Below are 12,033 nucleotides of genomic sequence, written 5' to 3' on the forward strand. Positions count from 1 at the left end.
GGGGCGCCGGGGATTTGTGTTCAACGACCAAGGGATGTCGTGCATGCGGTTCCTACGCCAGAGCCTGACCGGCCTGTTTCTCCTGTCTCTGACGCTGGGGCTGCTGGTCTATGCCGGCGCTTTGGTGCGCGAGGCCGTCGAGGCACGGATCAGCCAGGATCGCAGGGTGCCGCAGGCGCGCGAGCGGGTCTTTGCCGTGAACGTGGTCAGGGCCGAGCCGCAGACCGTGACGCCGGTGCTCACCGCCTTTGGCGAGGTACGCAGCCGCCGCGAACTCGAGGTGCGCGCCGCTGTCGCCGGCAAGATCGTCGACCTGTCAGAGAGCTTCGAGGAAGGCGGCCATGTGTCCGAGGGCGCGCTGCTGGTGCAGATCGATCCCGGCGATGCCGAACTGGCGCTGAACCGGGTGCAGTCGGACATTCTCGATGCCCGCGCCGAGGGCGCCGAGGCCGAGGCGGCGCTGCTTCTGGCGCGTGACGAGCTGCAATCGGCCGAGGAACAGGCAGCCCTGCGCGAAAAGGCCTATGACCGCCAGCGCGATCTGCTGAGCCGGGGCGTGGGCTCTGCCGCCAATGTCGAGACCGCTGAACTGGCGGCGTCGTCGGCGCGGCAGGCGGTGCTGACCCGCCGGCAGGCCGTGGCCCAGGCCGAGAGCCGGGTCAGCCAGGCTGCCACAGCGCTGCAACGGGCCGAGATTGCTCTGGCCGAGGCGCAGCGGCGGCTGGATGACACCCGCATCACCGCGCGGTTCACCGGGACGCTGGCGGATGTGAACGCCACCATGGGCCGGCTGGTGTCGAACAACGAACAACTTGCGCGGCTGGTCGATCCGCAGGCGCTCGAGGTGTCGTTCCGGGTGTCGACGGCGCAATACGCGCGGCTGCTGGACGGGGATGGCGCCCTGGCCAAGGCGCCGGTGACGGTGACGCTGGACGTGCTGGGCACCGGGCTGGTGAGCACCGGCGTGCTGGTGCGCGACAGCGCGGCGGTGGGCGAGGGCCAGACCGGTCGGCTGCTCTTTGCCCGGCTCGACGAGGCCCGCGGGCTCAAGCCCGGCGATTTCGTCACGGTGGAGATCGAGGAACCGCCGCTGGAGCGGGTGGTGCGGCTGCCGTCCTCGGCGCTCGATGCCGACAACACGGTGCTGGTGCTGGATGCCGAAGAGCGGCTCGAGGTGATGGATGTGACGCTGCTGCGCCGGCAGGGCGACGACGTGCTGGTGCGGGCGCAGGGGCTTGCCGGGCGCGAGGTCGTGGCGGAACGCACGCCGCTGCTGGGCGCCGGGATCAAGGTGCGGGCGTTGCGGCCCGGTGGCGCCGAGGCGGCGCCCGAGGAACCCGAGATGCTGGAGCTGAGCGCCGAGCGACGGGCGAAGATCCGCGCCTTTGTCGAGGGCAATGCGCGGATGCCGGACGAGGCCAAGGCGCGGATCCTGACGCAGCTCGAACAGGAGAAGGTGCCGGCGCAGGTGGTGCGGCGGATCGAGGAGCGGATGGGGGGGTAAGCGCGATGATGATACCTGTGGTCCTGGCGCAAGCCGTGCGATCGCCGACCCGCGGGGTGGCGATCCGACCAATGTTCTGCAGCACTTTATCCCAGCCAAGTCCGCAAGAGACCGGAGCGGCGCGCCCACGACAAACAAATCGCCGCCCCGGGGGGCGGGTCGGCGATCGCGCGGCGGCCTGCGGCCTTGATTCCGCGCAAGGTTCCAGGCTCTTTCTTGCTCCCCACAGGAGGCCCTCATGACCCGCGATCTTCCTCCCGGTCCCGGCGGGCTGCTCAGCTACTTCACCCGCCACCGCACCCTCGCCAACCTGCTGCTCGTCCTGCTGGTCGCCGCCGGCCTCATGGCCGCGCCCAACATGCGGGCGCAGTTCTTCCCCGACGTGATCGTCGACGAGGTCTCGGTCTCGGTCGGCTGGGACGGGGCCGGCGCCGAGGATGTCGACGCCGCCATCGTCCAGATCCTCGAACCCGCGCTACTGGCCGTCGAAGGTGTCGAGAGCGCCTCGTCCACCTCCCGCGAGGGCCGCGCCAGCATCGACCTCGAGTTCGAGCCGGGCTGGGACATGGCCCGCGCCGGCGATGACGTGCAGGCGGCGGTCGACGCGATCTCTAACCTGCCGGAAGAGGCCGACGATCCCGAGGTGCGCCGCGGCGGCTGGCGGGACCGGGTGACCGACGTGGTGATCACCGGGCCGGTGGGCGTCGACCAGCTGGCGCGCTTTGCCGACGAGCTGGTGGTCAGGCTCTTTGCCGAAGGCGTCACCCGCACCACGATCCGCGGCCTCGCCGCGCCGCGGACCATCGTCGAAGTGCCCTCGGTGGCGCTGATCCAGCATGACATCACCATGCTGCAGATCGCCAATGCCATCGCCGCCGAGGTCGACGCCGATCCGGCGGGTGATGTCACCAGCGCCAACACCCGCGTCCGCACCGGGGTCGAGAAGCGCTCGGCCGGCGAGATCGAGGCGATTGCGCTCCGCTCCAACTCCGACGGCTCCAAGCTGACCATCGGCGATGTTGCCAGCGTCAGGGTCGAGGGCATCGACCGCGACCGCAGCTATTTCGTGGGCGAGAACCCGGCGATTTCCGTGCGCGTCGACCGCTCCAATCAAGGCGACGCCATCGAGATCCAGCGCACCGTCGAAGAAGTGGCCGAGCGGCTCGAGGCGACACTGCCGCAGGGCACCCAGATCGACCTGATCCGCACCCGCGCCGAGGCGATCACCGGCCGGCTCGACCTGCTGCTCGACAATGGCGCGATGGGGCTGGCGCTGGTGCTGGCGCTCTTGTTCCTGTTCCTCAACGCCCGCATCGCCTTCTGGGTGGCGGCGGGCATTCCGGTGGCGATGGCGGCGACCATCGCGCTGATGTTCGTGGCCGGGCTGACGCTCAACATGATCTCGCTCTTTGCGCTGATCATCACCCTCGGCATCGTGGTCGACGATGCCATCGTGGTGGGCGAACATGCCGATTTCCGCCACCGCCGGCTGCGCGAAAGCCCGGTCGAAGCCGCCGAAAACGCCGCCCGCCGCATGGCGCTGCCGGTCTTTGCCTCGACGCTGACCACGGTGATCGCCTTCTTCGGGCTCACCGCCATATCGGGGCGTTTCGGCGACCTGATCTCGGACATCCCCTTTACCGTGATCGTGGTGCTGCTGGCCTCGCTCGTGGAATGCTTCCTGATCCTGCCCAACCACATGGCCCATGCGCTGGTGCACCAGTCGAAGGACCATTGGTACGACTGGCCCTCGCGGGTGGTCAATCGCGGCTTCCGCTGGGTGCGCGACGTGATCTTCCGCCGGATCATGGCCGTCGTGGTCTGGGCGCGCTACGCAGTGCTGGCGGGCGCGGTGGTGCTCTTGGCCAGCCAGGTGGCGCTCTTCATCCGGGGCGATGTGCAATGGCGCTTCTTCAACGCGCCCGAGCAGAGCTCGGTCACCGGCAACTTCGCCATGGCCCCCGGCGCCACCCGCGAAGACACGCTGGAAATGATGCGCGAAATGCAGGCCGCGGCCGAGCGGCTGGGCGCGGAATACGAGGCCGAACACGGCCGCAACCCGATCGACTATGCGATCGCCGAGATCGGCGGCAACGCCGGGCGCGGCCTTGCCGGCACCGACACCAAGGAAAGCTACCAGCTGGGCGCCATCTCGATCGAGCTGATCGACCCCGACCTGCGCCCCTATTCGAGCTTTCAGTTCGTCGCCGCGCTGCAGGACGCGGTGGGCCGCCACCCGATGCTGGAAACCGTGAGCTTCCGCGGCTGGCGCTCCGGCCCCGGCGGCGATGCGCTTGACGTGCAGTTCTATGGCGCCTCGTCAGAGGTGCTCAAGGGCGCGTCAGAGGACCTCAAGGCGACGTTGGCGCGCTTCCCCGAGGTCTCGGCGGTCGAGGACAACCTGGCCTACGACAAGGAAGAGCTGATCCTTGAACTCACGCCACAGGGGCAGGCGTTGGGCTTTACCATCGACGGTCTGGGCACGGTGCTACGCCACCGGCTGGGCGGGATCGAGGCGGCGACCTATCCCGACGGCCCGCGCAGCGCCGCGATCCGCGTCGAACTGCCCGAGGGCGAGCTGACCGCGGATTTCCTCGAACGCACCCAGCTGCGCGCGGCTTCGGGGTCTTACGTGCCGCTGGCCGATATCGTCAGCGTCGAGCGGCGCACCGGGTTTTCCACCGTGCGGCGCGAGAACGGCATCAGGCTGATCTCGGTGACGGGCGACATCTCCGAGGATGACCCGGCCCGCGCGCAGGAAATCCAGGAGGTGCTGCAGGACGAGATCCTGCCGAAGATCGCCGAAGAGCGGCAGGTGGACTACCGCCTCGCCGGCCTGTCCGAGCAGGAGAACGAGTTTCTCTCCGACGCGCGCAACGGGCTGATCCTCGTGCTGCTGGGCATTTACCTCGTGCTGTCCTGGGTCTTTGCCAGCTGGACCCGGCCGCTGGTGGTGATGTCGATCATTCCCTTCGGTCTGGTCGGCACGATCTTCGGTCATCACTACTGGGAGGTGCCGCTTAGCATGTTCACGGTGGTGGGGATGCTGGGAATGACCGGAATCATCATCAACGATTCCATTGTTCTGGTCTCGACCATCGACGAATACGCCAAGGAGCGGGGCTTGATCCCCTCAATCATCGAAGGGGCGGCGGACCGCTTGCGGCCGGTGTTCCTGACCACGGCGACCACGGTGCTGGGTCTTGCGCCCTTGCTCTTCGAGCGCTCGTCGCAGGCGCAGTTCCTCAAGCCCACGGTGATCACGCTGGTCTATGGCCTTGGCTTCGGCATGGTGCTGGTGCTGCTGGTGGTGCCGGCGCTGATTGCCATCCAGCAGGACATGGGGCGGATGTATGCCACCCTGCGCCGCGGCTGGCGCTTCCGTGCGCCGCGGGTGCGGGCGCTGATGCTGGTGGCGACGGTGGTGATGCTGGGCTGGCTGGCGGCGACGCTGGGCGCGGTGGCGGTGACCGGCAGCCTGCCGTCGGCCCTAACGGCGCTTCTGCCGGCGTCACTGGCCGCCGAGCCGGGGCTGGCCACCGGATTTGCGCTCTACATCGCCGGCGCGGCGGTGCTGGTGATCGCCATTTTCGTCATCGCCGCGCTGTCGCTGGGCCTCGCCCGGAGGCGGCAGAGGACGGCCTAGGCGGGGGGTGATCACGCCCGCTTGAGGGTTGTTACACGGCCTTGGCAATTATCCGCCACAGGTTGGCAAATTCGCGTGACAAACCCGGTCAGTTGACGCCTTCGTGTTGGCTTTCCCCCTTTTCTTCCGCTACGCTCCCCGGCAATCAGGCCGCAACAGAACCGGCCACAACAAAGAGCAGGCTGATGGAAACAGAGACCCTTGCGCTCGCACAGGAGATCGATTTCTCCATGTGGGGCCTTTTCGCCCGTGCCACACTGACCGTCAAACTGGTGATGATCGCGCTGATTGCAGCAAGCATCTGGTCCTGGGCAATCATCGTTCACAATCTGGTCGCCTATCGCCGTGCCAAGCGCGAGGCGCGCCGCTTCGACCGGGCCTTCTGGTCGGGCGAGCCGCTGGACGAGCTGTTCGAGCAGATGGGACCGGAACCCAAGGGCCGCGCGCAGCGGGTCTTTGCCGCCGGCATGCTGGAATGGCGCCGCTCGCACCGCGAGGATGGCGGGCTGATCCCCGGCGCACAGGCGCGGATCGACCGGTCGATGAACGTGGCCATCGCCCAGGTCTCGGACGAGCTGCAGAACGGCCTGTCGGTGCTGGCCACGGTGGGCTCCACCGCGCCCTTCGTCGGGCTCTTCGGCACGGTCTGGGGCATCATGAACGCCTTTGTCGAGATCGCCGAGCAGCAGAACACCTCGCTCGCCGTCGTGGCACCCGGCATCGCCGAGGCGCTGCTGGCCACGGGCCTGGGCCTGCTGGCTGCGATCCCGGCGGTGATCTTCTACAACAAGCTGAGCGCGGATGCGGACCGGATCCTGTCGGGCTACGAGAGCTTTGCCGACGAGTTCGCCACCATCCTCAGCCGTCAGCTGGACAGCTAGGCCATGGGCGCACATATCGTCAAACCGGGCGGTGGCGGATCGGGCCGCAGGCGCCGCAGGGGCGGGGCCAAGCCGATGGCGGAGATCAACGTCACGCCCTTCGTGGACGTGATGCTGGTGCTGCTGATCATCTTCATGGTCTCGGCGCCGCTCTTGACCGTCGGCGTGCCGGTGGAACTGCCCAAGACCGCCGCCTCGGCGCTCTCGGCCGACAGCGAAGAGCCGCTGACCGTGACGCTGACTGCCGAAGGCGCGGTGATGATCCAGACCACCGAGACCCCGGCGGGCGAGCTGGTGGGCAAGCTGCGCGCCATCGCCGCCGAACGCTCCAGCGACCGCATCTTCCTGCGCGCCGATGGCGCCGTGCCCTATGCCGAGGTGATGCGCGTCATGGGCGCGCTCAATGCCGGCGGCTTCTCGAACATCGGTCTGGTGACGGACACCGGCGGGCCGCGGCTCGACGGCCGCGACGAAGGCTAGGCCAGCGCCGGTGAGCGAAGATCGCGATATCCACGAAGACGGCCGCCGCAGGCTCCATTTCGGCTTCTATGTGTCGGGTGCGGCGCATCTGGGGTTGATCGGCTGGCTTCTGATCGGTCCGCTGTTCGAGGTGGAGCCGCTGCCGTTTGACGTGACCAGCGTGACCACCATCAGCGAAGAGGAATACGCCGCCCTCGTGGGCCAGGCGCCGCAGGTGAGCGAACCGGTGCCGGAAGAGGCGCCAGAGGTTCCGCAGGCGCCGGAAGAGCCCGCGCCGCCCGCCGAAGAGGACAGCCCGCCGCCGGCCCCGGTCGAGGAACCGCCGGCCCCCACGCCGCCGCCGGAGCCAATCGAGGAACCCGAGCAACCCGCGCCGGAGGCGCTGCCGCAGGTGCCGGAACCGCCGGCCCCGGTGGTGACCGAGGCCGACGACATCCCGCCGCCGGACCCGGCGCCGCCCGCCAACGAAGACGTGGCCGTGGTGCTGCCAGAGGTCTCGCCCCGGCCGCAGCCGCGGCCGGCGCCGCGCGTGGCGCCCGAACCCGTGGCCCCGCCGGAACCCGAGGTGGTGATCGAGGACACGACGCAGGATGCTGTGGTGGCCGAGGAAGAAGCGCCGACGCCCGACCCGCGCGAAGAGCAGGAGGCCACCGCCGAGCAGGAGGCCACCAGCGAGATCGTCACCGAGGCCGACGAGGCCCCCTCTGGCGCCCCGGAACGCTCGGTGCGCCCGCGCGGGCGTCCTCCGGTACCGCCCGCCGTGGCCGAAGCGCCGCGCGAGACGCCGGAGACCCCGGCGAAACCGGAAACGCCGGCCAAAACTGAAACCCCGGCCAAGCCCAAGCCGACGCCCGCCCCCGACGACACCGCCGGCGCCGTGGCCGATGCCCTGGCCGAAGCGCTGGGCGGCGCCAGCGATCCGGCGCCCGCCACCCCCGCCGCGCCCAGCGGCCCGCCGCTGACCGCGGGCGAGCGCGAGAACTTGCGCCTCGCGGTGCAGGACTGCTGGGTGGTCGATGTCGGCTCTGCCGCCGCCCGGGTGACCGTGGTGGTGACCATGGAAATGGAGCAATCCGGCCGGGTGATCCCGAGCTCGATCCGTCTTGCCGGCAGCACCGGGGGTGACGCCCGTGCAACAGAAGTGGCCTTTCAATCGGCCAGACGCGCGATTATCCGCTGTCAGAAGGACGGCTACGAACTGCCGGTCGACAAATTCGACCAATGGCGGCAAATCGAGATGACCTTTAATCCCGAGAAGGTAACAAGATGAGTGTGACACACCGAGTGACCCAGGTGCTCTCTGCCCTGACCGCCGCCCTGGCCCTGCTGGTGCTGGCGCTGCCGGCCTCTGCCGCGCCGCTCAGGATCGAGATCACCGAGGGTGTCGTCGAACCCTTGCCCTTTGCGGTCCCGGATTTCATTCCCGAGAACCCCGCCGCCGCCGAATGGGGCGCCAAGCTGGCGCAGGTGGTGGCCGATGACCTCAACGGCACCGGGCTGTTCATCCAGACGCCGCAGGATGCCTTCATCTCGCGGCCCACCAGCTTTGCCGCGCCGGTACAGTACAACGACTGGAAGGCGATCAACGTGCAGGCGCTGATCATGGGCGCGGTCACCGGCGGCGAGGGCGGCCAGCTGACCGTGAAATTCCGGGTCTACGACGTCTTTTCCGGCCAGGAGCTGGGCAAGGGGCTGCAGTTTCAGGGCACCACCGAGGGCTGGCGGCGTATGGCGCACAAGGTGGCGGATGCGGTCTATTCCCGGATCACCGGTGAATCGGGCTATTTCGACAGCCGCGTCGTCTATGTCAGCGAGACCGGCCCGAAGAACGAACGCAAGAAGCGGCTGGCAATCATGGATTACGACGGCGCCAACGTGCAGTACCTGACCGACAGCTCGTCGATCGTGCTGGCGCCGCGGTTCTCGCCGACCGGCGACCGGGTGCTCTATACCTCCTATGCCACCGGCTTTCCGCGTATCCACGTGCTTGACGTCGGCAACACCCAGAGCCGCATTCTCGAGACCCAGACCGGGGTGATGTCCTTTGCACCGCGCTTTGCGCCGAACGGGCGCACGGCGGTGTTTTCGATCTCGGAAGGCTCGAACACCGACATCTTCACCATGGATCTGGCCACCGGCGGCACCACCCGTCTGACCAATACCCCGGCGATCGAGACTGCGCCGTCGTACAGCCCCGACGGCAGCCGCATCGTGTTCGAGAGCGACCGTTCGGGCAGCCAGCAGCTTTATATCATGTCGGCCAATGGCGGCGAGGCCGAGCGGATCTCGTTCGGTCCCGGGCGCTACGGCACGCCGGTCTGGTCGCCGCGCGGCGATCTGATCGCCTTTACCAAGCAGCACAAGGGCCGGTTCCACATCGGCGTGATGCGCACCGATGGCTCGGAGGAACGGTTGCTCACCGCCTCCTTCCTCGACGAAGGCCCGACCTGGGCACCGAACGGCCGGGTGATCATGTTCACCCGCGAAACCCAAGGTGCCGCCGGCCAGGCCAGCCTCTATTCGGTGGATGTCTCCGGGCGCAGCCTGCAGCGGGTGCGCACGCCCGACGCGGCCTCTGACCCGAGCTGGGGCCCGCTGCAGTAGGACAACAAGGATGTAAAGGCGAGCCAGCCTGTGCTAGGCTCGCGGACAACAATGGCGAAATGCCACGGAGCAGGACAGGAACCATGACACATTACAGCAAGATCGCGCTTCTCGTGGGCGCTCTGGCCCTTTCGGCCTGTACCAATGCCGGCCGCTTCGGCCAGGATGACCCGCGCCTCGACGGCAGTGCGGGGGCCGGTGCCGGCGCTGGCGGCGGCGGTGCAAGCTATACGCCCGGCGGCGCGGGCGATCCCAGCAGCCCGGCTTATTTCCAGCAGGCGATCGGCGACCGCGTGCTGTTTCTCGTCGACCAGTCGACCCTGACCGCCGAGGCGCGGGCGACGCTCGACGCACAGGCGGAATGGCTGCTGGTCAACGCCGATTACCAGGCGGTGATCGAAGGCCATGCGGACGAGCAGGGCACCCGTGAATACAACCTCGCGCTGGGCGGCCGTCGGGCCAACGCGGTGCGGGAATATCTGGTGTCCAAGGGTGTGCCGGCGAGCCGGCTGCGCTTTGTCACCTATGGCAAGGAACGCCCGATCAAGATCTGCTCGGACGAATCCTGTTACGCCAAGAACCGCCGCGCGGTCACCGTGATCGCCGGCAGCGCGCTGAGCTGAGCCGGGGCCGGTGCAGGCCCCGCGCCTGCACCGGCTGTCGCGGACGGCGGAGCGGACTAGAGGCCCCGGAAGGGCGGGAGACGGCAATGCGAATTCTTGTGATCTTCGGACTGGTGCTGGGGCTGCCGCTGACGGCGGCGGCGCAGCAGGGGGCAGAGACCCTGGCGGACATCCGCCAGGACCTGACGCTCCTCAACATCGAGGTGCAGCGGCTGCGGCGCGAGCTGTCGACCACCGGCGGCAGCGATGTCTCGGCCGGGTCCGGGACGCTTCTCGACCGGGTGCAGGTGATCGAGGCGGAGCTGTCGCGGCTCACCGGCAAGACCGAGGAACTCGAGCACCGCATCGACCGCATCGTCACCGACGGCACCAACCGGATCGGCGATCTGGAGTTCCGGCTGGTCGAGCTGGAAGGCGGCGACCTGAGCGCGCTGGGCGAGACCTCGACCCTTGGCGGCGAGGAAGTGACCTCGCCGGCAGCCCCCGTTCCCGTGGCGCCGCCGGAAGGCGAAGGCCCGGCGCTGGCGATGAGCGAGGAGCAGGACTTCCGCCGCGCCGAAGAGGCGCTGGCCGCCGGCGACTACGAGCGTGCGGCCGAGCTTTTCACCAACTTCAACGAGACCTATCCCGGCGGTCCTCTGGGGCCGAAGGCGCTCCTGGGGCGCGGCACCGCGCTGGAAAAGCTGGGCAACACCAAGGAAGCCGCGCGCGCCTATCTTGACGCCTATTCCCTGGCCCGCGACGCCGAAGCCACCGCGGCCCCGGCGCTTCTGAGCCTGGGTCGCGCGCTGGGCACGCTGGGACAGACCGATGCGGCCTGCCAGATGCTGGCCGAGATCGAACCGCGTTTCCCCATGGCGCCCCAGCTGGCGGACGCCAAGGCAGAGCAGGCGCGGCTCGGCTGTTCCTGAGCGGGACGCTGTTGCCCGGGGATGGGGGCACTTCCCGGCCTTTGATCGGGCCTGAATTCGGGTGGTGCTGTGCCCTGAGACTTGCGCAATATCAAGCGCATCGAAGGGGCCAGGCACCCGTAGCGCATTTGCCTTGCGAGTTTTCGGCGATCAATCGGACCTTCCCGTGGTGAAGTTCAGGTTGAACCATGGATTTCAGCTGTGCGCCTGAACGGGAGCTTGATTGTTTCCCGAAAGTGCCCGCGCTCAAGAGACCCTTCGCTTGATCCGCGAAGCGTTATTCCGCGGGGATCCTGAGCGTCGCCAGATCGGTTCCGACGATCACGTTGCCGGAATATCCGCCCTCGCGCGCGGAGGCTTCGTAATCGGCCGCGCTCAGCCCGCCGGGCTGCACGGGGTAAGGCCCCATCGCCGCAGCGCCCAAAGGTGGGATGAGATGCGTGTAGATCAGGCTGGCGACGCCGGCCCGTTCTGCCATCGCGCCGAGGTCTTCGGCGGTGCTTTGGCGGTGGTAGACCGAGGGTGGAAATCCGCTGGCGCCGTCCGGACCCATGATGCGATGGATCACGCTGTGGACCAGGATGTCGGCGCCTTGCGTCAGGGTCTCGACATTTGCCGACACGGAGCTGTCGCGCGGCGGCTGAGGCGTATCGTTGGAGGCGTCGCCGGCAATCACGACGCTCCCGGCCGGCGTATCGACCCTGTAGGAGACGTGCCCCGGGACATGGCGTGACGCGATGGCGCTGACGACCACGTCGTCGTGACGCCAGACTTCGGCGGGCTCGTTGCCGGGGGTGAACGCCTCGATGTTCAGAAGGTCCGCCGGGCCGCCGGGCCGCCGATCAGGGTTCTCGGCCAATCGCTGGGCGATTTCGCCGGACCGGAGGTAGGGATCGCCGATATGTTCGGCCAGTTCCGTGCAGCTCATCGCATGTCCGGTGGGCGAGGGCGCGTCCTGGCTGCACACCAGATCGACCTTTGGCATCTGCGACCCCAGGTGCCAGCGCAACTGCATCAGATCGGCCAGACCATCGACGTGGTCGGAATGGACATGCGTCAAAAAGATCGTCTGGATTTGAAGGACCGTCACATCGATCTGCGACAGGCGCTGCAGCGTGCCACGGCCGGCATCGAATTGCAGCAGGATGTCGGAGCAGCCATTCTCCTCGGGGCCATATCGCACCAGGGTACCGGCCCCGGCCAGCCCGTTGAATACGGCCGGTCCGCCCTGTGTGCCGGTTAGGGTGACCTCAAGACAGTTGGCCGCAAAGGCCTGCGGCGCCCCCCCGATCAAAAGCGCTGTCGCCACTGCTATGCGGGTTCTCTTGCTCATGAATTTCGGCATGGCGCTCTCCTGATTGTGTCACGGCCGAGTCTCGGGGGC

General features: G+C 68.2%; 9 protein-coding genes. 8 read left to right on the forward strand and 1 reads right to left on the reverse strand.

Annotated elements, in window-relative coordinates; genetic code table 11:
* Nucleotides 1–43 precede the first annotated feature (43 nt).
* The 8 genes from ACN0SE_RS02775 (at nt 44) to ACN0SE_RS02810 (ending at nt 10,649) form a co-directional block, all read left to right on the forward strand.
* Nucleotides 44–1,504, forward strand: coding sequence for an efflux RND transporter periplasmic adaptor subunit (locus ACN0SE_RS02775; RefSeq protein WP_417522955.1), 1,461 nt, complete (start codon nt 44–46; stop codon nt 1,502–1,504).
* A gap of 238 nt (nt 1,505–1,742) precedes the next feature.
* Complete coding sequence (locus ACN0SE_RS02780) at nt 1,743–5,150, forward strand: efflux RND transporter permease subunit (RefSeq protein ID WP_417522956.1); 3,408 nt, start codon at nt 1,743–1,745, stop codon at nt 5,148–5,150.
* Between the two features lie 185 nt (nt 5,151–5,335).
* The gene (gene tolQ, locus ACN0SE_RS02785) at nt 5,336–6,031 is read left to right on the forward strand and encodes a protein TolQ (RefSeq protein WP_417522957.1); all 696 of its coding nucleotides are present in this window, start codon (nt 5,336–5,338) and stop codon (nt 6,029–6,031) included.
* 3 nt (nt 6,032–6,034) lie between these two features.
* The gene (gene tolR / locus ACN0SE_RS02790) at nt 6,035–6,511 is read left to right on the forward strand and encodes a protein TolR (RefSeq protein ID WP_417522958.1); all 477 of its coding nucleotides are present in this window, start codon (nt 6,035–6,037) and stop codon (nt 6,509–6,511) included.
* 10 nt (nt 6,512–6,521) lie between these two features.
* Complete coding sequence (locus ACN0SE_RS02795; RefSeq protein WP_417522959.1) at nt 6,522–7,781, forward strand: hypothetical protein; 1,260 nt, start codon at nt 6,522–6,524, stop codon at nt 7,779–7,781.
* On the forward strand, nt 7,778–9,115 hold the full coding sequence (tolB, locus tag ACN0SE_RS02800) for a Tol-Pal system beta propeller repeat protein TolB (protein ID WP_417522960.1): 1,338 nt from the start codon (nt 7,778–7,780) through the stop codon (nt 9,113–9,115). The genes ACN0SE_RS02795 and tolB overlap by 4 nt, the downstream gene beginning before the upstream one ends.
* A gap of 83 nt (nt 9,116–9,198) precedes the next feature.
* Nucleotides 9,199–9,738: a peptidoglycan-associated lipoprotein Pal gene (pal, locus tag ACN0SE_RS02805; RefSeq protein ID WP_417522961.1), complete on the forward strand. Its 540-nt coding sequence runs from the start codon at nt 9,199–9,201 to the stop codon at nt 9,736–9,738.
* 86 nt (nt 9,739–9,824) lie between these two features.
* On the forward strand, nt 9,825–10,649 hold the full coding sequence (locus ACN0SE_RS02810; RefSeq protein WP_417522962.1) for a tetratricopeptide repeat protein: 825 nt from the start codon (nt 9,825–9,827) through the stop codon (nt 10,647–10,649).
* A 277-nt stretch (nt 10,650–10,926) separates the two neighbouring features.
* Here the strand turns inward: ACN0SE_RS02810 and ACN0SE_RS02815 are convergent, their stop codons facing one another.
* Nucleotides 10,927–11,994, reverse strand: coding sequence for an MBL fold metallo-hydrolase (locus ACN0SE_RS02815; protein ID WP_417522963.1), 1,068 nt, complete (start codon nt 11,992–11,994; stop codon nt 10,927–10,929).
* Nucleotides 11,995–12,033: the final 39 nt, after the last annotated feature.

Source organism: Marinovum sp. (assembly GCF_048263515.1).
Taxonomy (GTDB): domain Bacteria; phylum Pseudomonadota; class Alphaproteobacteria; order Rhodobacterales; family Rhodobacteraceae; genus Marinovum.

Excerpts from the sequence above, each read along its gene's own strand:
- ACN0SE_RS02775 (WP_417522955.1), top strand. The coding sequence starts at position 44 with ATGCGGTTCCTACGCCAGAGCCTGACCGGCCTGTTTCTCCTGTCTCTG.
- ACN0SE_RS02780 (WP_417522956.1), top strand. The coding sequence starts at position 1,743 with ATGACCCGCGATCTTCCTCCCGGTCCCGGCGGGCTGCTCAGCTACTTC.
- tolQ (WP_417522957.1), top strand. The coding sequence starts at position 5,336 with ATGGAAACAGAGACCCTTGCGCTCGCACAGGAGATCGATTTCTCCATG.
- tolR (WP_417522958.1), top strand. The coding sequence starts at position 6,035 with ATGGGCGCACATATCGTCAAACCGGGCGGTGGCGGATCGGGCCGCAGG.
- tolB (WP_417522960.1), top strand. The coding sequence starts at position 7,778 with ATGAGTGTGACACACCGAGTGACCCAGGTGCTCTCTGCCCTGACCGCC.
- pal (WP_417522961.1), top strand. The coding sequence starts at position 9,199 with ATGACACATTACAGCAAGATCGCGCTTCTCGTGGGCGCTCTGGCCCTT.
- ACN0SE_RS02810 (WP_417522962.1), top strand. The coding sequence starts at position 9,825 with ATGCGAATTCTTGTGATCTTCGGACTGGTGCTGGGGCTGCCGCTGACG.
- ACN0SE_RS02815 (WP_417522963.1), bottom strand. The coding sequence starts at position 11,994 with ATGCCGAAATTCATGAGCAAGAGAACCCGCATAGCAGTGGCGACAGCG.